Origin of the sequence: Mycobacterium sp. HUMS_12744610, assembly GCF_041206865.1 — a bacterium.
GTDB classification, from domain to species: domain Bacteria; phylum Actinomycetota; class Actinomycetes; order Mycobacteriales; family Mycobacteriaceae; genus Mycobacterium; species Mycobacterium servetii.
Map to the genome: position 1 here is coordinate 2,123,786 of NZ_JBGEDP010000001.1, position 22,168 is coordinate 2,145,953.

Here is a 22,168-nt window from a genome sequence, read left to right on the forward strand (position 1 = left end):
GCCGGGTCGCGGGGTACTCAGGCTCTCGTGAACAAAATTTCACAATTCGCTGCAGCGGCCGTCGCGATCGGCGGCCTCGGGTTGGCGGGCCTGGGGATCACCGCGGAGGCGCACGCGCAGCCGGGACCTTTCCCGCAATGGTGCCCGGGGGACTACTGGGACCCGGGCTGGGGACCGAACTGGGACGGCGCCAACTGCCACGACAACTGGCGCGGACCCGGTCCCAACCCGTACCCCGGACCCGGTGGACCGGGCGGTCCCGGCGGCCCCGGTGGCCCCGGTGGTCCGGGTGGTCCGGCCGGACCCGGTGGTCCGGGTGGCCCGGCCGGTCCCGGTGGCCCGGGTGGTCCCGGTGGCCCGCACTGACGAACGCTGACGCCGGCCGCTAGGCCGGTAGCCCGACCCCCAGAGCCGCGTACACCTCGTTGCTGAGGGACACGCTGCGCGGATCGGCGTTGGCCTTGGTGGCGTCGAAACGGTTCATCACATAGGCGTAGCCGATGCGGTGCTCGAGGTCGACGAAACCGAATGACCCGCCCAGCCCGCCGTGGCCGAAGATCCCCGGGTTGGGCCCGTTGACGCGGCGCTGGTTGAGCATGTAGCCCAGGCCCCACCCGTGGTCGGCGACGCGCGGCCCGAGCACCAGATCGGTGTCGGCGCCGCCCTGGCAGACCCGGACCAGGTCCATGTGCTCGTGGCTGAGCAGTTTCTCCTGGGCCAGCGCGTTGTAGAAGGTCGCCAGTCCCAGCGCCGAGACCTGACCGTTGGTGCCGGGGAACTCGAGTTGTCGCCACAGCTGCAAATCGTGTGAGCCCAGTTCGTCGTCCGGGACGAAGCCCATCGAGACCGACAACCCGGCCTTGGGGTGCTCGACGAGACTGGTCGGGTAGCCCGGGGCGTGGGCGTCGGCCAGCAGGTTGCGCGCGTGCGGCTTGTTGACGCGCTCGGCGCACCGGCGCTGCTCGGCCGGGGACAGGCCGATGTGGACGTCGGCGCCGATCGGCTCGGCGATCTCGGTGCGCAGATACTGGCCGATGGTGCGGCCGGTGACCCGGCGGAACACCTCGCCGAGGATGAAACCGAAGGTGGTCATGTGGTAGCCCTGGGCGGTGCCCGGTTCCCACCAGGGTTCGGCGGCGGCCAGTTGCTCGCAGACGTGATCCCAGTCGGCGACTTCCTCCCAGAGCATCGGGTGACGCGGACCGATCACCCCGGAGCGGTGGCTCATCACCATCGCCAGCGTGATGTCCTGTTTGCCGGCTTGCCCGAACTCGGGCCAGTAGCGCGCCACCGGGGCCTGCAGGTCCAGCTCGCCGCGGTCGGCCAGTTGGTGGACGCAGGTCGCCGACAGACCCTTGGTGCCCGACAGCACGGTGGTCAGGGTGTCCTGCCGCCAGGGCCGGGTGCCGGCCGCGTCGGCCGAGCCGCCCCACAGGTTGACGACGAGGTCGCCGTCCACCCAGGCCGCGACGGCCGCGCCGACCTCGTTGCGCGACGCGAAGTTGCGTGCGAACGCCTCGCGCACCCGGACGAAGTCCGGCGCGCAGAAGCCGTGGATGGCAGTGTCTGTTCCGGCGTCGTTCATGGCGCCTTTCTATCGAGCAGATACTTAGCCCGAGCGGGCGACGGGAATCGAACCCGCGTAGCTAGTTTGGAAGACTAGGGCTCTACCATTGAGCTACGCCCGCATGTTTTAGTCGAGCGAGACTGTATCCGCCCGCCGAGATCAAATCTAATCGACGCGGTTTTGTGATCGTTCCGTGAGGCTGTGGGCGGCTGCGCAGCCGGCACGGTCGGGCCGTAGGATCGCCTGGTCAGTGCGGGGTGTAGCGCAGCTTGGTAGCGCATCCGCTTTGGGAGCGGAAGGCCGCAGGTTCAAATCCTGTCACCCCGACCAGCGCGACCGGCCCCGTGCCGCAGCTGCGCCGGCACGCCAAGCCACCATCAGCGAGCCACCGACAGCCAGAAACAAACACCGAGGAGCACACCCGTGAAGAGCAGCGTCGAGCAGTTGAGCCCCACCCGGGTGCGCATCAACGTGCAGGTGCCTTTCACAGAACTCGAGCCCGACTTCCAGCGGGCTTACAAGGAGCTGGCCAAGCAGATAAGGCTGCCCGGCTTCCGGCCCGGCAAGGCGCCGGCGAAGTTGCTCGAGGCCCGTTTCGGACGGGAGGCGATGCTCGATCAGGTGGTCAGCGAGGCGCTGCCCGCCCGGTACGGACAGGCCGTCATGGAGTCGGAGGTGCAGCCGCTCGGCCAGCCCGACATCGAGGTCACCCGGAAGGAATACGGCCAGGATCTGACCTTCACCGCCGAGGTCGACGTCCGGCCCGAGATCACCCTTCCGGACCTGAGTTCGCTGACGGTGTCCGTGGACCCGGTCGAGGTCGGCGACGACGACGTCGACGCCGAACTGCAGTCGTTGCGGGCCCGGTTCGGCACCCTCACCGGTGTGGACCGGCCGGTGGCCACGGGCGACTTCGTCTCGATCGACCTGTCGGCCACCGTCGACGGCGAAGAGGTTCCGAACGCCACCGCGGAGGGCCTCTCCCACGAGGTGGGCTCGGGCCGGCTCATCGCCGGACTCGACGACGCGCTGGTGGGCCTGTCCGTCGACGAGTCCCGGGAATTCACCGCCAAGCTGGCCGCCGGCGAGCACGCCGGGCAGGACGCCCAGGTCACCGTCACCGTGCGGTCGGTCAAGCAACGCGAACTGCCCGAGCCCGACGACGAGTTCGCGCAGCTGGCCAGCGAGTTCGACACCATCGAGGAGCTGCGTTCGAATCTGCGCGAGCAGGTCCAGCGGGCCAAGCGGGCCCAGCAGGCCGAGCAGATTCGCGACGCGACGATGGACGCGCTCCTCGAGCAGGTCGACGTGCCGCTGCCGGAGGCGGTCGTGCAGTCCCAGTACGAGAGCGCCGTGCACAACGCGCTGAGCAGCCTCGGCCACGACGACGCCAAGCTCGCCGAGGCCCTCGCCCAGCAGGGCAAGTCGCGCGACGAGTTCGAGGCCGAGGCTCGCGAGGCCGCGGAGAAGGACGTCAAACGGCAGCTGCTGCTGGATACGCTGGCCGACGACCTGGAGATTCAGGTTGGTCAGGACGACCTGACCGAACGGCTGGTCGCCACGTCCCGCCAGTACGGCATCGAGCCCCAGCAACTGCTCGCCTACATGCAGGAGAACAACCAGCTGCCGGCCATGTTCGCCGACGTGCGGCGCGGTCTGGCCGTCGCCGCGGTGGTCGAGGCCGCGACGGTCACCGACACCGACGGCAACACGATCGACACCAGCGACTTCTTCGGCAAGCGCCCGCGGGGCGACGAGGCCGGGGACGGCGAGCCGGCCGAGGCCGCCGGCGAAGCGGGCCCGGAGGCCGAGCCGGTGGTCGTCGCCGACGCGCAGGAATGACCCGGCGCATGACGCTCTGAGCGAACGTGCCCGGTTGAGGGGGCGCGCGGCCGCCACGCGGCGGGCTCCGTTGGTTAGGGTCGGATCATACGTAACTCGAGAAAGCAGGTAACCCAGTCGTGACTGACATGCGTTCGAACTCGCAGGGTCTCAACCTCACGGACTCGGTCTATGAGCGCTTGCTGTCCGAGCGCATCATTTTCCTGGGTTCGGAGGTGAACGACGAAATCGCCAACCGGCTGTGCGCGCAGATCCTGCTGCTCGCCGCCGAGGACGCCACGAAGGACATCTCGCTGTACATCAACTCCCCGGGCGGATCGATCAGCGCGGGGATGGCGATCTACGACACCATGGTCCTGGCGCCCTGTGACATCGCCACCTACGCGATGGGCATGGCCGCCTCGATGGGCGAGTTCCTGTTGGCGGCGGGCACCAAGGGCAAGCGCTACGCGCTGCCGCACGCCCGGATCCTGATGCACCAGCCGCTGGGCGGGGTGACCGGCAGCGCGGCCGACATCGCCATCCAGGCCGAGCAGTTCCACGTCATCAAGAAGGAGATGTTCCGGCTGAACGCCGAGTTCACCGGGCAGCCGATCGAGCGGATCGAGGCGGACTCCGACCGGGACCGCTGGTTCACCGCTCAGGAAGCCCTCGAATACGGTTTCGTCGACCACATCATCACCCGCGCCGCCCACGTCAACGGAGAAGCCCAGTGAACCCTCAGACCCAACCTCAGGCGCGGTACATCCTGCCGTCGTTCATCGAGCACTCCAGCTTCGGTGTCAAGGAGTCCAACCCCTACAACAAGTTGTTCGAGGAGCGCATCATCTTCCTCGGCGTGCAGGTGGACGACGCGTCGGCGAACGACATCATGGCGCAGCTGCTGGTGCTGGAATCGCTGGACCCCGACCGCGACATCACGATGTACATCAACTCACCCGGCGGCGGGTTCACCTCGCTGATGGCGATCTACGACACCATGCAGTACGTGCGCGCCGACATCCAGACGGTCTGCCTGGGCCAGGCCGCGTCGGCCGCGGCGGTGCTGCTGGCGGCGGGGACGCCCGGCAAGCGGATGGCGCTGCCCAACGCGCGGGTGCTGATCCACCAGCCGTCGCTTCAGGGTGTGATCCAGGGCCAGTTCTCCGACCTGGAGATCCAGGCCGCCGAGATCGAGCGGATGCGCACGCTGATGGAGACCACGCTGGCCCGCCACACCGGCAAGGACCCCGCGGTGATCCGCAAGGACACCGACCGGGACAAGATCCTGACCGCCGAAGACGCCAAGGACTACGGGATCATCGACACCGTCCTCGAGTACCGGAAGCTCTCCGCGCAGAACTCGTAGTTCCGGTCGGCGGTTACCCCCTGCGCCGAACCTGCACCGACGGCGGGGTTTTCGCGGCCCCAACACGCCCGCCTTGGCGGCGGCGCCGGGTTTTTACACCGCCGGCCGCCGCATGGTCGCTGTAGGGTGGTGGCTACCCGCACCCAGGGTTCGGTACGTGCCCGAGCCACGGTCGGGTAACGACCGCGACACGCCAAGGCATGCGCTGCGCGTCTCGGCAGTGGAGGGCCCCGTTTGCCTATATGTTCCTTTCAGGCGGACACGACTTGAATACCACTGACGCGATTCGGCGGTAATTGTCGCGGCAGGCCCGAGCAAGCGGGTAGCGTCGGGGATTACATGCGGGACAGCAAGACGAACGGCGAACAGGAAGTAGGCCTTTAGCCCATGGCGCGCATCGGAGACGGCGGTGACCTGCTGAAGTGCTCGTTCTGCGGGAAGAGCCAAAAGCAGGTCAAGAAACTCATTGCTGGTCCCGGCGTGTACATCTGTGATGAGTGCATCGACCTGTGCAACGAGATCATCGAAGAGGAGCTCGCCGACGCCGACGACGTCAAGCTCGACGAACTGCCCAAGCCGGCCGAGATCCGCGACTTCCTCGAGGGATACGTCGTCGGCCAGGACACCGCCAAGCGGACTTTGGCCGTTGCGGTCTATAACCACTACAAGCGGATCCAGGCCGGCGAGAAGAGCCGCGACTCGCGGGTGGAGCCGGTCGAGCTGACCAAGTCCAACATCTTGATGCTGGGACCCACCGGCTGCGGCAAGACCTACCTGGCCCAAACGCTGGCCAAGATGCTCAACGTCCCGTTCGCCATCGCCGACGCCACCGCGCTGACCGAGGCCGGCTACGTCGGTGAGGACGTCGAGAACATTCTGCTCAAGCTGATCCAGGCCGCCGACTACGACGTCAAGCGCGCCGAAACCGGCATCATCTATATCGATGAGGTCGACAAGATCGCCCGCAAGAGCGAGAACCCGTCGATCACCCGCGACGTCTCCGGTGAGGGCGTGCAACAGGCGCTGCTGAAGATCCTCGAGGGCACCCAGGCGTCGGTTCCCCCGCAGGGTGGCCGCAAGCACCCGCACCAGGAGTTCATCCAGATCGACACCACCAACGTGCTGTTCATCGTTGCGGGTGCGTTCGCCGGGCTGGAGAAGATCATCTACGAGCGGGTCGGCAAGCGCGGTCTGGGCTTCGGCGCCGAGGTCCGTTCCAAGGCCGAGATCGACACCACCGACCACTTCGCCGAAGTGATGCCCGAGGACTTGATCAAGTTCGGCCTGATCCCGGAGTTCATCGGGCGGCTGCCGGTGGTCGCCTCGGTGACCAACCTGGACCGCGAGTCGCTGGTCAAGATCCTGTCCGAGCCGAAGAACGCATTGGTCAAGCAGTACACCCGGCTCTTCGAGATGGACAACGTGGAACTGGAGCTCACCGACGACGCGCTGGAAGCGATCGCCGACCAGGCGATCCACCGCGGCACCGGTGCCCGGGGCCTGCGGGCCATCATGGAAGAGGTCCTGCTGCCGGTCATGTACGACATCCCGAGTCGTGACGACGTCGCCAAGGTCGTGGTGACCAAGGAGACCGTGCAGGACAACGTGCTGCCGACGATCGTGCCGCGCAAGCCGTCGCGCAGCGAGCGCCGCGACAAGAGCGCCTGATCTGATCCACCGGGCGGCGCACCCGTGAGGCTGTAAGCGCGCGTGCCCGACGATGGTGATTCGGTCGACCAGGTTCCGGGTCCGCTGGCGCAGGCGCTGGACCTACTGAACTTCCTGCTGGCCGATGTCCGCGACGGGCTGGGCCCGTACCTCTCGATCTACCTGTTGCTGACCCACCACTGGGACCAGGCGTCGATCGGGCTCGTCATGGCGGTCGGGGGTATCTCGGCGATCGTCGCGCAGGCGCCGGCCGGTGCGTGGGTGGACCGGACGACGGCCAAGCGGGCGCTGCTCGTCGGCGGCGCGCTGACCGTCACCGCCGGATCGTTGGCGATGCCGTTCTTCCCGGGTCTGTACCCGATCTCAGCGCTGCAGGTGCTCACCGGGCTCGCCGGCTCCCTCTTCGCGCCGGGGCTGGCCGCGATCACCCTGGGCATCACCGGTCCACGCTTGTTCTCCCGGCGCATCGGACGCAACGAATCCTTCAACCACGCCGGAAACGCTTCGGCCGCAGCCGTTACCGGCGGGCTGGCCTACTTCTTCGGACCGGCCGCAGCGTTCTGGGTGCTCGCGGCGGTCGCCGTCGGAAGTGTGGCGGCCACGCTGCGGATTCCGGGCGACGCGATCGATCACGACGTCGCCCGCGGCATGGACCACGCGCGCGGAGAGCCGCACCAGCGGCCGTCCGGGATGACTGTGCTGCTGCACAACCGCAGGCTGATGATCTTCGCCGCGACGGTGATCGCCTTCCATTTCGCCAACGCCGCCATGCTCCCGTTGGTCGGCCAGCTCCTGGCGCTGCACAACAAAGACGTCGGGACCGCACTGATGGCGGTCTGCATCGTGGCCGCGCAGGTCGTCATGGTTCCGGTGGCCTACGTGGCCGGGGCGAAGGCCGACTCGTGGGGGCGCAAGCCGATCTTCTTGGCAGGTTTCGCGGTCCTGGCCGTCCGGGGCTTTCTCTACACGGTGTCGGACAACTCCTATTGGCTGGTCGGCGTGCAAATGCTCGACGGTGTGGGAGCCGGCGTGTTCGGTGCGCTGTTTCCGCTCGTCGTCCAGGACGTGACGCACGGCACCGGCCGGTTCAACGTCAGTTTGGGCGCGGTGACGGCCGCGACGGGGATCGGGGCCGCGGTGTCGAATCTGGCCGCCGGGTCGATCGTGGTGGCGGCGGGCTATCCCGCGGCCTTCGCCTCCCTCGGTGCTCTCGCCGCCGCGGGCTTTGTGCTGTATCTGGTCGCGATGCCCGAAACGGCGCCCACCGAATCCGGCGTCCCGAATAAGGCTTTCGGCAGTGGTGCGCGTGGCTTTACCCGGCGTACGTGACCAATACCACAGTTTTGTCAAGCCGGCATTGCAATGCCCCGCGTACTAGGGCTTTTCGTGGGGAAACGGACCCGACGAAGTCGTCGAACACGGTCATGCGGGCTGAAATCCGGTGCCATAATTGGTACTACGAGTGACATAAAAGCGCGAGCACGCGGTAATCGCTCCGACTGCGCGTAACCTATGGCTGCGGCGGAGTGCCTGTCCGGTTAACAAATGGGAGGCGTGGACGTGGATCCGAACGGCAGCGGAGCCGGATCAGATTCTCATGGCGCGGCGTCTCAGCCTGGGAGTGACCGCCAGCGTCTGGAGCAGGTCGTCATCCGGTTCGCCGGCGACTCCGGCGACGGGATGCAGCTGACCGGCGACCGATTCACCTCGGAAGCCGCGCTATTCGGCAACGACCTGGCCACCCAGCCGAACTACCCGGCCGAGATCCGGGCCCCCGCAGGCACCCTGCCCGGAGTGTCCTCCTTCCAGATCCAGATCGCCGATCACGACATCCTGACCGCCGGTGACCGGCCCGACGTCCTGGTCGCGATGAACCCGGCGGCGCTCAAGGCCAACATCGGCGACCTGCCGCGCGGCGGCATGGTGATCGTCAATACCGACGAGTTCACCAAGCGCAACCTCACCAAGGTGGGCTACGTCAGCAACCCGCTCGAGTCCGGCGAGTTGTCCGAATACGTGGTGCATCCCGTTCCGATGACGACGCTGACCCTCGGTGCCGTCGAGACGATCGGGGCCTCCAAGAAGGACGGCCAGCGCGCCAAGAACATGTTCGCGCTGGGCCTGCTGTCGTGGATGTACGGGCGTCCGATCCAGGCCAGCGAAAACTTCATCCGGGAGAAGTTCGTCCGCAAGCCCGATGTGGCGGAGGCCAACGTGCTGGCCCTGAAGGCCGGCTGGAACTACGGCGAGACCACCGAGGCCTTCGGCACCACCTACGAGGTTTCCCGGGCGAGCCTGCCGGCCGGCGAATACCGCCAGATCTCGGGTAACACCGCGCTGGCCTACGGCATCGTCACCGCGGGACGGCTGGCCGACATCCCCGTCGTGCTCGGCAGCTACCCGATCACGCCGGCGTCGGACATCCTGCACGAGCTGTCCAAGCACAAGAACTTCGACGTCGTCACCTTCCAGGCCGAAGACGAGATCGGCGGCATCTGCGCGGCGATCGGCGCCGCCTACGGCGGTGCGCTCGGGGTCACCAGCACGTCCGGACCGGGCCTCTCGCTGAAGTCGGAGGCGCTCGGCCTCGCCGTGATGACCGAACTCCCGCTGATCGTCGTCGACGTGCAGCGGGGCGGTCCCTCCACCGGCCTGCCGACCAAGACCGAGCAGGCCGACCTGCTGCAGGCGTTGTACGGCCGCAACGGAGAGTCGCCGGTGGCGGTACTCGCCCCGCGGACTCCGTCCGACTGCTTTGCGACGGCGCTCGAGGCGGTGCGCATCGCGGTTTCCTACCACACGCCGGTGATCGTGCTGTCCGACGGCGCGATCGCCAACGGCTCGGAGCCCTGGCGGATTCCCGACGTCGACGAGCTGCAACCGATCACGCACACCTACGCCAAGGCCGGCGAGCCCTTCCAGCCCTACGCTCGCGACCCCGAGACGCTCGCTCGCCAGTTCGCCATTCCGGGCACCCCCGGCCTGGAGCACCGCATCGGCGGTCTGGAGGCGGCGAACGGTTCGGGCAACATCTCCTACGAGCCGGTCAACCACGACCTGATGGTCCGGTTGCGCCAGGCCAAGATCGACGGGATCTCCGTGCCCGACCTCGAGGTCGACGATCCGACCGGCGACGCGGAGTTGCTGCTGATCGGGTGGGGCAGTTCCTACGGCCCGATCGGGGAAGCCTGCCGGCGCGCGCGGCGCAGGGGCGTCAAGGTCGCCCACGCCCACCTGCGCTACCTCAGCCCGTTCCCGGCGAACCTGGGCGAGGTGCTGCGGCGCTACCCGAAGGTGGTGGCGCCGGAAATGAACTTGGGCCAGCTGGCGTTGGTACTGCGCGGCAAGTATCTGGTGGACGTGCAGTCGGTCACCAAGGTTCAGGGCGTCGCGTTCCTGGCCGACGAGGTGAGTCGGCTCATCAACGCCGCGCTGGGTGGAACGTTGGCCGAGATCGAGCAAGACAAGACGATGGTCGCCAGAATGGCGGCGGCGACGGTTGGGGCGGGAGCGAGCGCATGACCCGCGCCGGGCACGATGCAGAGCGAAGCGATGAGACGATGCAGAGCGAAGCGATGAGGAGGAGCGGCGCTCGTGACTGACGTGATCGACAATCTGGTAGGCGCGGACCTCGGGGTGACGCCGAGGCCGACCAAGAACACGGGCGTGCCCACCACTGATCAGCCGCAAAAGGCCAAGGACTACACCAGCGACCAGGAAGTCCGGTGGTGTCCGGGCTGTGGTGACTACGTCATCCTCAACACCATCCGCAACTTCCTACCGGACCTCGGGCTGCGTCGCGAGAACATCGTGTTCATCAGCGGCATCGGCTGCTCCAGCCGGTTCCCGTACTACCTGGAAACCTACGGCTTCCACTCGATTCACGGGCGCGCGCCGGCCATCGCCACGGGTCTGGCACTCGCCCGCGAGGATCTCTCGGTGTGGGTGGTCACCGGGGACGGCGACGCGTTGTCGATCGGCGGGAACCACCTGATCCATGCGCTGCGCCGCAACGTCAACATCACCATTCTGCTGTTCAACAACCGGATCTACGGGCTGACGAAGGGCCAGTATTCGCCCACCTCCGAGGTCGGCAAGATCACCAAGTCGACCCCGATGGGATCGCTGGACCAGCCGTTCAACCCGGTGTCCCTGGCGCTGGGTGCCGAGGCGACTTTCGTCGGTCGCGCGCTGGACTCCGACCGCACCGGGCTGACCGAGGTGCTGCGCGCCGCCGCCGAGCACCGCGGCGCCGCCGTGGTCGAAATCCTGCAGGACTGCCCGATCTTCAACGACGGTTCGTTCGACGCGCTGCGCAAGGAGGGCGCCGAGGAGCGGGTGATCAACGTCCACCACGGCGAGCCGATCGTGTTCGGCGCGAACGGCGAATACTGCGTGGTGCGGTCGGGATTCGGCCTCGACGTCGCCAAGACCGCCGACGTGGCGGCTGAGGAGATCGTCGTGCACGACGCGCACGCCGACGACTCCGCGTACGCCTTCGCCCTGTCGCGGCTGTCCGACCAGAACCTCGACCACACCGTGCTGGGCATCTTCCGCGACATCAGCCGGCCCACCTACGACGACGCGGCCCGGGCGCAGGTCCGCGCCGCCCGGGACGCGACCCCGTCCGACCGCGTCGCGCTGCAGTCGCTGCTGCGCGGGCGCGACACCTGGACCGTCGAGTAGAGGTGGCAGAGCGGATGCCGGACGCAGTGTCGCTTGCCGGGGTGGTACTCGCCGGCGGGGCATCGCAGCGCATGGGCCGCGACAAGGCCAACCTGCCCGTCCCGGCGGGCGCGGGGGCCTCCGGCGCGCCCACCATGATCGAGCACGTCGTCGGCGTCATCGGACAGCGCTGCGAGCCGGTGTTCGTCATGGCCGCGCAGGGCCAGCCGTTGCCCGCGCTGCGGGCTCACATCGTGCGCGACGAACTCCGCGGCCTGGGACCCTTGCCGGCGACTGCGCGCGGACTGCGCGCGGCGGCGGATGCGGGCGCCCGGCTGGCCTTCGTGTGCGCCGTCGACATGCCCCTGCTGGCCGTCGACCTCATCGACGATCTCGTCCGCCGTGCCACCGAGACCAACGCCGAGGTGGTGCTGCCGTGGGACGGACAGGACCACTACCTCGCGGCCGTGTACCGGACTAACCTGGCCGACCGGGCTGACGCGCTGGTGGCCGGCGGTGCCCGCAGGATGAGCGCCCTGGTCGATGCCTCGGACGCCCAGCGGGTGGTGATGGTGGATGCGCGGTCGCTGACCAACGTCAACACGGACGCCGACCTGCGGGCCTTGGCCTAGCAACCCCGACACCGGCCGCCGCCGCGCCCGTTTGATCCACGCCGCCACACCTTGTCCGGGTGGTCGTAAACAAGTTGGCATCACAGCACCGCGTCGGCCAGGCGGTCGATCTGGTCGATATCGGCCACGCACGGATGGAACACGAGCCCGTCGAAGCCCAGGTCGCGGTAGGCGACCACGGTCTGCGCCGCATCCCGCAGTGAGGTGAGCATGTCGGCGACGTTGAGCCTGGCGTAGTCCGGCTTGAAGCCGTAGTAGCGCTGCAGGTGGGCACGACCGGACGCGACGGTGCCGGCGTCACCGAAGGCGAAGTTGACGCTGGCCTGGAGCCGGGGGCGTCCCGGGCGATCCGCCTCCCTCCACGCCGCACGTACCCGGTCGGCGAGCACCGATTGGTTGGCGTAGTCACGCAGCGCTCCGGCGGTCCAGCCGTCACCGATCGTCACGGCGCGGCGGATCGTCGCGTCCGCGCGTCCACCGAACAGGATCGGAATCCGCACCGGCGCAGGGCCGAGCGCCTTGTCGCCCGTAACGGTTTTGGCGTCACAGGTGTCGCGCAGCACGGCGACGGTCTGGTCGAGGATGCGTCCCCGCCGCCGATAGTCCACGCCGGCCGCGGTGTAGTCGTCGGGGCGGCTACCGATGCCCAGGCCAAGGGTGAGCCGGCCGCCGGACGCGTCGGCCAGGCTGGTGACGTGCTTGGCGAGCAGTACCGCGGGGTACAGCGGCGCCAGCAGCACGTTGGTCATCAAGCCGATCTCGGTGGTCGCGCCAGCGGCCACCGACAGCGCGACGATCGAGTCGAGGCTTTCATAGACCAGCCGGTCGATCGCGGCCAAGTGGGCGAAGCCGCGCTGCTCGGCTCGGCGGGCCCACCGGGCGGTCAGCGGGCCGGGCACGTGCGCTACATGGCTGGGCAGTCCTATTCCGATGTGCATGGGGATCGTTCCTTTCAGGGGTTCACCGCATCGAAGACGTCGTCGTAGTGGCCGTCGCGGGCGGCGAATCGCACCCGTCTGGCGGCTTCCACCACGATCTCGCCGGCGTCGGGTTGGCTGCGCAGCAGCGACATCGCCTCGACGACAAAGGCATCCAGCGACATCGCGTGGGGACCGCTCGGGTGGCCGGCGAGCATGTCGGTTTCGACCTGCGGCGGGATGATCTCGATCACCTGGACCGGGGTGTGGCGCAGTTGGCGACGCAGCGACTGGGTGTAGGCGTGCAGGCCCGCCTTGGTCGCCGAGTAGGTCGGCGCGACCGCTTTGGGCACGAACGCCAGAGCGGAGGTGACGTTGACGATCGCGGCGTGCGGCTGCCCGAGCAGGGTCGGTAGTAGTGCCGCGGTGAGCCGCATCGGCCCCAGCAGGTTGACAGCCACAGTCATGTCGGCGATCTCGGCCAGGGCGGGATCGCCGGCCACCAGGTCCTCGGTCTGCATGATGCCTGCGTTGTTGACCAGGACATTCAGGCCGGGGTGGCGGCCGGGCAGTTCGGCGGCCAACCGGCCGATGCCATCCGGCTCCGCCAGGTCCAGCCGGAGGTATTCGATACCCGGGTTCGCCTCGGCGACGGCCCGCAGCGCCTCGCGACGGCGCCCGGCGATCACCACCCGGTTGCCCGCTCGATGCAACGCTTCGGCCAGGCCGCGGCCGATTCCGCTGCCGCCGCCGGTGATCAGGATGGTGTTGCCCGTCAGGTTCATGAAGTCCAGGCTGACAGCGGTAGCGCCGAAACCACGACCGCTGCGGTCGAATCATGCAGAAGTCCTCGTCTGAGCCAATCGGGATGGATACTTTTCCTCGTGATCGACGATCTGGACGCGCAGATCCTGCATGCTCTTCAGTTGGCCCCCCGGGTTTCGTTCCGCCGGATCGCCGCCGTGGTCGAGGCCACTGAGCAAACGGTCGCCCGGCGCTATCACCGGCTGCGCCGCGACGGCGTGGTGCGCGTTGTCGGATTGGAGAACCGGTGGGCGGACGGCGAAGCGAGCTGGGTGTGCCGCATGCGCGCCGCACCCGACCGTATATCGCAGCTGGCCGACGCGCTGGTGCGCCGCCGAGACGTGTCTCACGCCAACGTGCTGGCCGGATGGACCGACCTGGTCTGCGTCGTCCGGGCGCCGCTGGGCGATACGCGCGAGGACCTCCTGCCCCGGCTACTGCCACGAACAACTTCGGTCACCGACATCACCATCGATCTGCTGCTGCATTCGTTCGGCCACCCCGCAACCGCGCCGTGGACCGGCTATGGGCACACGCTGTCCGACCGGCAAGCCGAAGAGATCCTGGCCGAGCGGACCGGCCCGGTGTCCTGCGTTCAGCGGTTCTCGCCCACCGCAGACGACCGCCACATCCTCGAGGCGCTTGCCGAAGACGGCCGCACACCGCAGTCGCGGCTTGCCGCACGCACTGGTTGGTCGGTCTCGCGAGTGGGCAGGCGGATCGCGGCGCTGGAAGCCTGCGGCGCGCTGATCTACGACGTCGACGTGCTGCCCGAGCGGCTCGGCCACCAGCTCAGCGCCATGCTCTGGCTGACGGTGGCCCCCCGCGACCTACACCGCGTCGGCGAGCTGATCGCGGCACACGACCGCATCGCCTTCGCCGGCGCCGTCAGCGGGACCAAGAACCTGATGGCGATCGCCATCTGTCGAGACACCGACGATCTGTACCGATACCTCAGCGAGCAACTCGGGCAGATCGAGGCGATCCTCGGCTACGAGGTCAACATCCGCACTCAGCGCCTCAAGCAACACGGATCGCTGGTGGCCCACGGCAGGCTGCTCAACCCCCGCCCGGCCCGCACCTCGCGCTGAGCGACTCGTCTCGGCGGCGGCGCAATTGGTCGTTATGGACCGTCTTCTGCCACATCGGGGACCCCCTCGGCCGCGCGGTCGGCCGCGGGCCGGGGCCCATTCACCCGCGGCGCTTCGATCATCGCTCGCCGGCACTTCGCATCTTTCCCGGTTTATTGGCGTCCAGCGAATTCGCATTATCATTCCGGCAGCAATCCGTTCGGGCTGCGGTGGGTGCCATTATCTTCGGAAATCCATTGGAACGACAATAACCTGCCGGGCCGCGCCCATATCGTAGTCCGTTGGCGCGACGGCGATTGGGGGAGAGCTTGATTGGTCTGGCGGGGCCGTTACGTGCGGCTCCCGCAAGCGGTCCACGGATTTACGGCAAAACGGGGGCCACCGGCAGCGCGGCGCTGTTTTTCGCGACTCGCCCTCGTCGGGAACGCCGCGTGGTCGGGCGATCGCGCAGCGAGCCCGAAAAAATCTGCTCTGAAAGCGTTGCCCAGGAACATAATTCGGCTGCCCGATTCGGATGTGGTTTCAGCCTTTGGCAATACGTCGCAGCGAAAGATTCAGTTGTGGAGGCGATTTGCTGATGCTGCGTCGATCCGGTCGCGCGATGTGGTCCGGCTGGGGGTGACTGCAGTGCCGGATCGCGGTCCCGCCGCCGTAACGTGCGGTGCCAAACGTCCGACACCGTGGCCTGAGTCACAATTTACGCGTGATTAGGGTCACTCTCGCCCCGCAGTGTACGGCGGATGACGGGAGCGCGAAATCCAAGCTTGACCTGCGGAAATATTTCTCCGACCGCTCTGTGATCGGTTCGTTATAGGAATGAGATATCCATTTCCTGAAGATGAAAAACATGGGCGGTTCTCGTAGCGTCCCTGTTGGCCCGAGACGGGCAAACGAAAACTGAATCCACGGCCCCGCGTGTGAGCGGGGGGTGGGAGCGGCGCGAGCCGCCCCGGCCGGCGGCTGACAGTCCGCCTGGCAGTTGCGAACCCCCGCTGTCGGGCCGAAACGAGACGGCACGCCCCAGAGAGCCACTTCCGCACAGACATGGCACCCAAGCCCACACCGATGGGCTTGCTTTGGCGCGCGCAAATCGCGAAAGGAACACCTTTTGAAGAACGTCCGCAAGACGCTCATCGCTGCCGCGATCAGCGGGACGCTCGCGAGCATGCCGTCCGCCGCCACCGCCACCGCGGAACCGGCCGGCCTGGACTCGAACGGGTCTCCCCCCGCTCCCGTGGGCTTCGACCCGAACGTTCCCCCGCCGCCGGACGCGCCGCCGGCTCCGGACGCGCCGCCGGCTCCGGACGCGCCGCCGGCTCCGGACGCCCCGCCGCCCGCCGACTTCGACCCGAACCTGCCGCCGCCGCCGGACGCCCCTCCGGGCCCCGACGCCCCACCGCCGCCGGACGCCCCTCCGGGCCCCGACGCCCCGCCGCCGCCTCCGCAGCGGGCGTACAGCGTGGACTGGGACGCCATCGCGCAGTGTGAGTCCGGCGGAAACTGGGCGATCAACACCGGTAACGGCTACTCCGGCGGCTTGCAGTTCACCCCGGGTACCTGGCACGCCAACGGCGGCAGTGGCTCCGCGGCCAGCGCCAGCCGCGAGGAGCAGATCCGCGTCGCCGAGAACGTGCTGCACTCGCAGGGCATCAGAGCCTGGCCGGTCTGCGGGCGGCGCGGCTGACGAGGGCCGCGGCCGGCGGCGGCCCGAGTCTGGATAGCCGTCGCAACCGTGACAAGGAATGCCGGGCCGCACGGCCCGGCATTCCTTGTCGGCGGGGCCGCCGCAGCGGTCGCCGGTCGGGTAGCGTCGGGATCCGTGACCGCATCGCCGCGCGAATTCGACATCGTCTTATATGGGGCGACCGGCTTCGTCGGGAAGCTGACCGCCGAATACCTGGCGCGGGCGGGCGGGCAGGCCCGCATAGCGCTCGCCGGCAGGTCAACCGAGCGCCTGCGCGCGGTGCGCGACACCCTGGGTGAATCCGCGCAGTCCTGGGCGCTGCTGGCCGCCGATGCCTCCGCGCCGTCGACGCTCGACGAGATGGCCGCGCGCACTCAGGTGGTCGTCACCACGGTCGGGCCTTACACCCGCTACGGGTTGCCGCTCGTGGCCGCCTGCGCCGCGGCGGGCACCGACTACGCCGACCTCACCGGGGAGGCGATGTTCGTCCGCGACAGCATCGACCTCCACCACAAGCAGGCCGCCGACACCGGCGCCCGCATCGTGCACGCCTGCGGGTTCGATTCCGTACCCTCCGACCTGACCGTGTACGCGCTGTACCGGGCGGTTCGTGACGCGGGCGCGGGCGAGCTCACCGACACCGATCTGGTGGTGAAGTCGTTCTCCGGGGGATTCTCGGGTGGCACGATCGCCTCGATGATGGAGTTGCTCGACACCGCCTCCCGCGACCCCGAGGCACGCCGCCAGCTCGCCGACCCCTACACGCTGACCCCCGACCGCGGCGCCGAACCGGAGCTCGGTCCGCAGCCCGACCTGCCCTGGCGCCGTGGTCGCCAGATCGCGCCGGAACTGGCCGGTTTGTGGACCGCTGGCTTTGTCATGGCGCCCTACAACACGCGGATCGTCCGCCGTAGCAACGCGCTCCTGGACTGGGGATACGGCCACCGGTTCCGCTACACCGAAAGCATGAGCGTGGGATCGGCCCCGGTCGTCGCACCCCTGGCGTCCGGCGTCGTCACCGGGATCGCCGGCGCGACGTTCGGATTGGGCGGCCGCTACTTCCGGCTACTGCCTCGCCCGCTGCTGGAGCGCATCGCGCCCAAACCCGGCACCGGGCCCAGCCCCGCCGCGCGTGAGCGCGGCTACTACCGCATCGAGACGTACACCACCACCAGCACCGGAGCCAGATATGTGGCACGCATGGAGCAGCACGGCGATCCGGGTTACAAGGCGACCTCGGTGTTGCTGGGCGAGTGCGGTCTCGCCCTGGCGATGGACCGCGACAAGCTCTCCGAGCTGCGCGGCGTCCTGACGCCCGCGGCCGCGATGGGTGAGGCACTGCTGGCGCGCTTCCCGGCCGCCGGGGTGTCGCTGCAGACCGATCGACTCGGGTAGATCCACGGCCCGGCGGGCCGGACCCCCGATTCGGGCGCTTACAGGCCGGCGCGCGGCGCTTCCTAGAATTGACGGGTGACCGCCAGCCCCAGCTCCGACACCGACCTGCCCAAATCGTGGGATCCCGGTGCGGCGGAGAGCCTGATCTACCAGAAGTGGCTGGATGCCGGCTACTTCGTGGCGGACCCGACCAGCGGCCGGCCCGGGTACTCGATCGTGTTGCCCCCGCCGAACGTGACCGGCAGCCTGCACATGGGCCATGCCCTGGAACACACCATGATGGACGCCTTGACCCGCCGCAAGCGCATGCAGGGGTATGAGGTGCTGTGGCAGCCGGGCATGGACCACGCGGGCATCGCGACCCAGAGCGTGGTGGAAAGGCAGCTCGCGGTCGACGGCAAGACCAAGGAGGACCTCGGCCGCGAACTGTTCGTCGAGAAGGTCTGGGACTGGAAGCGCGAATCTGGCGGCGCCATCGGCACCCAGATGCGTCGCCTCGGCGACGGCGTGGACTGGAGCCGCGACCGGTTCACCATGGACGAGGTCCTTTCGCGCGCGGTGCGGACCATCTTCAAGCGGCTCTACGACGCGGGGCTGATCTACCGGGCCGAACGGCTGGTCAACTGGTCGCCGGTGCTGCAGACCGCGATCTCGGACCTCGAGGTCAACTATCTCGACGTCGAGGGCGAGCTGGTGTCGTTCCGGTACGGCTCGCTCGACGACTCGCAGCCCCACATCGTGGTCGCCACCACCCGGGTCGAGACGATGCTGGGTGACACCGCGATCGCGGTCCATCCCGACGACGAGCGCTACCGGCACCTGGTCGGCACCCACCTGCCGCACCCCTTCGTGGACCGCCGGCTCATCGTCGTCGCCGACGAACATGTCGACCCCGAATTCGGCACCGGCGCGGTCAAAGTCACGCCCGCACACGACCCAAACGACTTCGAGATCGGGCTGCGGCACGAGTTGCCGATGATCTCCATCCTGGACACCAGCGGCCGGATCACCGGCACCGGAACACAATTCGACGGCATGGACCGCTTCGAAGCGCGTGTCGCGGTGCGCGAAGCGCTGGCGGCCCAGGGCCGGGTCGTCGAGGAAAAGCGTCCCTACCTGCACAGCGTCGGGCATTCCGAGCGCAGCGGCGAGCCGATCGAACCGCGGCTGTCGCTGCAGTGGTGGGTCCGGGTCGAATCGCTGGCCAAGGCCGCCGGGGATGCGGTCCGAAACGGCGACACGGTGATTCATCCGGCCAGCCTCGAGCCGCGCTGGTTCGCCTGGGTCGACGACATGCACGACTGGTGCATCTCGCGGCAGCTGTGGTGGGGTCACCGCATCCCGATCTGGTACGGGCCCGACGGCGAGCAGGTGTGCGTCGGCCCGGACGAGACGCCCCCGGAGGGCTGGCAACAGGATCCCGACGTGCTGGATACCTGGTTCTCGTCGGCGCTGTGGCCGTTCTCCACGCTGGGCTGGCCGGAGAGGACCCCGGAGCTGGAAAAGTTCTATCCGACAAGCGTTCTGGTGACCGGCTACGACATCCTGTTCTTCTGGGTGGCCCGGATGATGATGTTCGGCACCTTCGTCGGCGGCGACGACGTCCTCACCCTCGGCGGCCGCCGCGGTCCGCAGGTGCCGTTCACCGACGTCTTCCTGCACGGCCTGATCCGCGACGAATCCGGGCGCAAGATGAGCAAGTCCAAGGGCAACGTGATCGACCCGCTGGACTGGGTGGAGGAGTTCGGGGCCGACGCGCTGCGGTTCACGCTGGCCCGCGGCGCCAGTCCCGGCAGCGACCTGGCCGTCGGGGAAGACGCCGTACGGGCGTCGCGCAGCTTCGTCACCAAACTGTTCAACGCCACCCGCTTCGCGCTGCTCAACGGCGCCAGTCCGGCCCCGCTGCCGGACCCGGCCGACCTCACCGACACCGACCGCTGGATCCTGGGACGGCTGGAGGAGGTTCGCGCCGAGGTGGATTCGGCGTTCGACGGCTACGAGTTCGGGCGGGCATGCGAGGCGCTCTACCACTTCACGTGGGACGAATTCTGCGACTGGTACGTCGAATGGGCCAAGGTGCAGCTTGCCAACGGCCTCACGCACACCACCGCCGTGCTGGCCGCGGTGCTCGATACGCTGCTGCGACTGCTGCATCCGGTGATCCCGTTCGTCACCGAGGCGCTGTGGCAGGCCCTGACCCACCGGGAGTCACTGGTGATCGCCGAGTGGCCGCAACCCTCGGGTATCGCCCTGGATCCGGTTGCGGCGCAACGTATCAGCGACAGGCAGAAGCTCGTCACCGAAATCCGGCGGTTCCGCAGCGATCAGGGTCTGGCGGATCGGCAGAAGGTGCCGGCCCGTTTGGCCGGTGGCGGAGAGCTGAGCGCGGAAGTGCGGGCCTTGACCTCGCTGACCGCACCCGGTCCCGGGTTCAGCCCCTCGGCGTCACTGGAGGTTTCTCTGGGTCCGGGCATGGGAGACGTCCACGTCGTCGAACTGGACACCTCCGGCACCATCGATGTGGCCGCCGAGCGCCGGCGCCTCGAAAAGGATTTGGCCGTAGCGCAAAAGGAGCTCGCCTCGACCGCCGCGAAACTCGACAACGCCGATTTTCTGGCCAAGGCCCCCCAGCATGTGGTCGACAAGATCCGGGACCGCCAGCGGGTGGCCCGCGAGGAAACCGAGCGGATCACCGCGAGGCTGGCCGGGCTGCGATGAGCGAGCAGCCCGAGTGGGGGTCGGGGGGCGACGCGGCACCCACCCCGGACGAAATAGCGTCCCTGTGGCAGGTCGAGCACCTGCTCGACCAGCGCTGGCCCGAGACGAAGATCGAGCCGAGCCTGACCCGGATCAACGCGCTGCTGGACCTGCTGGGCTCACCCCAGAAGAGCTACCCGTCGATCCATATCACGGGGACCAACGGCAAGACCTCGGTGGCGCGGATGGTCGACGCCCTGCTGACCGCGCTGCACGGTCGCACCGGCCGGACCACAAGTCCCCACCTGCAGTCGGCGGTCGAGCGCATCGCCATCGACGGCAAGCCGATCAGCCCGGCGCAATACGTGTCGACCTACCGGGAGATCGAGCCGTACGTCCAGATGGTCGACGCGCAGTCCCAGGCCGCCGGCGGGCCGGCCATGAGCAAGTTCGAGGTCCTCACCGCCATGGCGTTCGCCGCGTTCGCGGACGCGCCGGTCGAGGTCGCGGTCATCGAGGTCGGCATGGGGGGTCGATGGGACGCCACCAACGTGATCAACGCGCCGGTCGCCGTCATCACCCCGATCGGCATCGACCACGTCGAATACCTCGGCGACGACATCGCCGCGATCGCCGGGGAGAAGGCCGGCATCATCACGAAAGCCCCCGAGGGCGCGCCGGACACCGTCGCGATCATCGCCCGCCAGGCCCCCGAGGCGATGGAGGTGCTGCTGGCCGAGACCGTACGGGCCGACGCCGCCGTGGCCCGCGAGGACTCCGAGTTCGCGGTGCTGGGCCGCCAGGTCGCCATCGGGGGGCAGATGCTGCAGCTGCAGGGTCTGGGCGGGGTGTATTCCGACATCTACCTGCCCCTGCACGGTGAGCACCAGGCGCACAACGCCGCGGTGGCCCTCGCGGCGGTGGAGGCCTTCTTCGGGGCGGGCGCGCAGCGCCAACTCGACGTCGACGCCGTCCGCGCCGGTTTTGCCGCCGTCGCCAGCCCGGGCCGGCTGGAACGCCTGCGCAGCGCGCCGACGGTGTTCGTCGACGCCGCGCACAATCCGGCCGGTGCCGCCGCGCTGGCGCAGACGCTGTCCGGCGAGTTCGACTTCCGCTACCTGGTCGGTGTGCTCAGCGTGCTGGCCGACAAGGACGTCGACGGCATCCTGGCCGCGCTGGAGCCGGCGTTCGACTCCGTCGTCGTGACCCACAACGGGTCGCCGCGCGCGCTCGATGTCGAGTCGCTGGCGCTGGCGGCGCGCCAGCTGTTCGGGCCGGATCGGGTGACGACCGCCGAGAACCTGCGCGACGCCATCGACGTCGCGACCGCGCTGGTCGACGAGGCCTCATTGCGCGGAGAAGCGCAGGGCGAAAGCGAGGCGTTCTCCGGCACGGGGATCGTCGTCACCGGCTCGGTGGTGACGGCCGGGGCCGCGCGGACCCTGTTCGGGCGTGATCCCGAATGACCGGGCAGGCTCCCCAGAACGCACAGCCCGACCCGTGGAAGGGCTTCAGCGCGGTGATGGCCGCCACGCTGATCCTGGAGGCGATCGTGGTGCTGCTGGCGATACCGGTCGTCGGCATGGTCGGCGCCGGCTTCACCGCGGTGTCGCTGGGATACCTGGTCGGGCTGGCGACGCTGTTGATCCTGCTGGCCGGGCTACAGCGCCGGCCCTGGGCGATCTGGCTCAATCTCGGCGTGCAGGTGGTGCTGCTCGCGGGTGTCTTCGTCTATCCGGGGATCGGGTTCATCGGGGTGGTGTTCGCCGGAGTGTGGGCGCTGATCGCCTACTTTCGCGCCGAGGTGCGGCGGCGGCAGGCTCAGGATCTGCCGCGGCGACCGCCGCCGGAGTGAGCG

General features: G+C 68.6%; 18 protein-coding genes, 2 tRNA genes and 1 pseudogene. 17 read left to right on the forward strand and 4 right to left on the reverse strand.

The features are described from left to right. Nucleotides 1-27: 27 nt before the first annotated feature. Both AB8998_RS31680 and AB8998_RS10470 read left to right on the forward strand, forming a co-directional pair. Nucleotides 28-192: pseudogene (locus AB8998_RS31680) on the forward strand (Mtp family mycobacterial-type pilin); the annotation flags it as partial. Nucleotides 193-244: 52 nt separating this feature from the next. Then, on the forward strand, nt 245-376 hold the full coding sequence (locus tag AB8998_RS10470; protein WP_369737877.1) for a hypothetical protein: 132 nt from the start codon (nt 245-247) through the stop codon (nt 374-376). A 9-nt stretch (nt 377-385) separates the two neighbouring features. Here the strand turns inward: AB8998_RS10470 and AB8998_RS10475 are convergent, their stop codons facing one another. Both AB8998_RS10475 and AB8998_RS10480 read right to left on the reverse strand, forming a co-directional pair. Further along, nucleotides 386-1,585, reverse strand: a complete 1,200-nt coding sequence (locus tag AB8998_RS10475) for a serine hydrolase domain-containing protein (protein WP_369737878.1) — start codon at nt 1,583-1,585, stop codon at nt 386-388. A 32-nt stretch (nt 1,586-1,617) separates the two neighbouring features. Next, a tRNA-Gly gene (locus tag AB8998_RS10480) sits at nt 1,618-1,688 on the reverse strand. A 132-nt stretch (nt 1,689-1,820) separates the two neighbouring features. On the opposite strand from AB8998_RS10480, the gene AB8998_RS10485 reads away from it, so the two are divergent. From AB8998_RS10485 to mobA, 9 genes are all read left to right on the forward strand, one after another. Beyond that, nucleotides 1,821-1,897, forward strand: a tRNA-Pro gene (locus tag AB8998_RS10485). A 93-nt stretch (nt 1,898-1,990) separates the two neighbouring features. Further along, a complete protein-coding gene (gene tig / locus AB8998_RS10490; RefSeq protein ID WP_369737879.1) occupies nt 1,991-3,409 on the forward strand; it encodes a trigger factor in 1,419 nt (472 codons plus the stop codon). Between the two features lie 128 nt (nt 3,410-3,537). Further along, nucleotides 3,538-4,125, forward strand: a complete 588-nt coding sequence (gene clpP1, locus AB8998_RS10495; RefSeq protein WP_369741511.1) for an ATP-dependent CLP protease proteolytic subunit ClpP1 — start codon at nt 3,538-3,540, stop codon at nt 4,123-4,125. Next, nucleotides 4,122-4,757: an ATP-dependent CLP protease proteolytic subunit ClpP2 gene (gene clpP2, locus AB8998_RS10500; protein ID WP_369737880.1), complete on the forward strand. Its 636-nt coding sequence runs from the start codon at nt 4,122-4,124 to the stop codon at nt 4,755-4,757. The genes clpP1 and clpP2 overlap by 4 nt, the downstream gene beginning before the upstream one ends. 387 nt (nt 4,758-5,144) lie before the next feature. Further along, entirely contained in the window at nt 5,145-6,425 is a 1,281-nt protein-coding gene (gene clpX / locus AB8998_RS10505) for an ATP-dependent Clp protease ATP-binding subunit ClpX (protein WP_369737881.1), read from the forward strand. A gap of 42 nt (nt 6,426-6,467) precedes the next feature. After that, on the forward strand, nt 6,468-7,754 hold the full coding sequence (locus tag AB8998_RS10510) for an MFS transporter (protein WP_369737882.1): 1,287 nt from the start codon (nt 6,468-6,470) through the stop codon (nt 7,752-7,754). Nucleotides 7,755-7,985: 231 nt separating this feature from the next. Next, a complete protein-coding gene (locus tag AB8998_RS10515) occupies nt 7,986-9,947 on the forward strand; it encodes a 2-oxoacid:acceptor oxidoreductase subunit alpha (protein WP_369741512.1) in 1,962 nt (653 codons plus the stop codon). Nucleotides 9,948-10,019: 72 nt separating this feature from the next. Then, the gene (locus AB8998_RS10520; protein ID WP_369737883.1) at nt 10,020-11,111 is read left to right on the forward strand and encodes a 2-oxoacid:ferredoxin oxidoreductase subunit beta; all 1,092 of its coding nucleotides are present in this window, start codon (nt 10,020-10,022) and stop codon (nt 11,109-11,111) included. Nucleotides 11,112-11,113: 2 nt separating this feature from the next. After that, nucleotides 11,114-11,722 carry a molybdenum cofactor guanylyltransferase gene (gene mobA, locus AB8998_RS10525; RefSeq protein ID WP_369737885.1) on the forward strand — a complete coding sequence of 203 codons (609 nt, stop codon included), beginning with the start codon at nt 11,114-11,116 and terminating at the stop codon, nt 11,720-11,722. A gap of 80 nt (nt 11,723-11,802) precedes the next feature. On the opposite strand, the gene AB8998_RS10530 is transcribed toward mobA, so the two are convergent. Together AB8998_RS10530 and AB8998_RS10535 are read right to left on the reverse strand one after the other, a co-directional pair. Next, nucleotides 11,803-12,660: an LLM class flavin-dependent oxidoreductase gene (locus AB8998_RS10530; RefSeq protein ID WP_369737886.1), complete on the reverse strand. Its 858-nt coding sequence runs from the start codon at nt 12,658-12,660 to the stop codon at nt 11,803-11,805. A gap of 14 nt (nt 12,661-12,674) precedes the next feature. After that, nucleotides 12,675-13,424 (reverse strand): SDR family oxidoreductase, encoded by a 750-nt coding sequence (locus AB8998_RS10535; protein ID WP_369737888.1) that lies wholly within the window; start codon nt 13,422-13,424, stop codon nt 12,675-12,677. A gap of 99 nt (nt 13,425-13,523) precedes the next feature. Between AB8998_RS10535 and AB8998_RS10540 the strand changes: the two genes are divergently transcribed. From AB8998_RS10540 to AB8998_RS10565, 6 genes are all read left to right on the forward strand, one after another. After that, nucleotides 13,524-14,534 (forward strand): Lrp/AsnC family transcriptional regulator, encoded by a 1,011-nt coding sequence (locus AB8998_RS10540; protein WP_369737889.1) that lies wholly within the window; start codon nt 13,524-13,526, stop codon nt 14,532-14,534. A 1,108-nt stretch (nt 14,535-15,642) separates the two neighbouring features. Next, nucleotides 15,643-16,218 carry a transglycosylase family protein gene (locus tag AB8998_RS10545; RefSeq protein WP_369737890.1) on the forward strand — a complete coding sequence of 192 codons (576 nt, stop codon included), beginning with the start codon at nt 15,643-15,645 and terminating at the stop codon, nt 16,216-16,218. Between the two features lie 135 nt (nt 16,219-16,353). Next, nucleotides 16,354-17,613 (forward strand): saccharopine dehydrogenase family protein, encoded by a 1,260-nt coding sequence (locus AB8998_RS10550; RefSeq protein ID WP_369737891.1) that lies wholly within the window; start codon nt 16,354-16,356, stop codon nt 17,611-17,613. Between the two features lie 75 nt (nt 17,614-17,688). Beyond that, a complete protein-coding gene (locus AB8998_RS10555) occupies nt 17,689-20,331 on the forward strand; it encodes a valine--tRNA ligase (protein WP_369737892.1) in 2,643 nt (880 codons plus the stop codon). Continuing rightward, a complete protein-coding gene (gene folC, locus AB8998_RS10560; protein WP_369737893.1) occupies nt 20,328-21,776 on the forward strand; it encodes a bifunctional tetrahydrofolate synthase/dihydrofolate synthase in 1,449 nt (482 codons plus the stop codon). The genes AB8998_RS10555 and folC overlap by 4 nt, the downstream gene beginning before the upstream one ends. Further along, nucleotides 21,773-22,165 (forward strand): DUF4233 domain-containing protein, encoded by a 393-nt coding sequence (locus AB8998_RS10565; RefSeq protein WP_369737895.1) that lies wholly within the window; start codon nt 21,773-21,775, stop codon nt 22,163-22,165. The genes folC and AB8998_RS10565 overlap by 4 nt, the downstream gene beginning before the upstream one ends. Nucleotides 22,166-22,168: the final 3 nt, after the last annotated feature.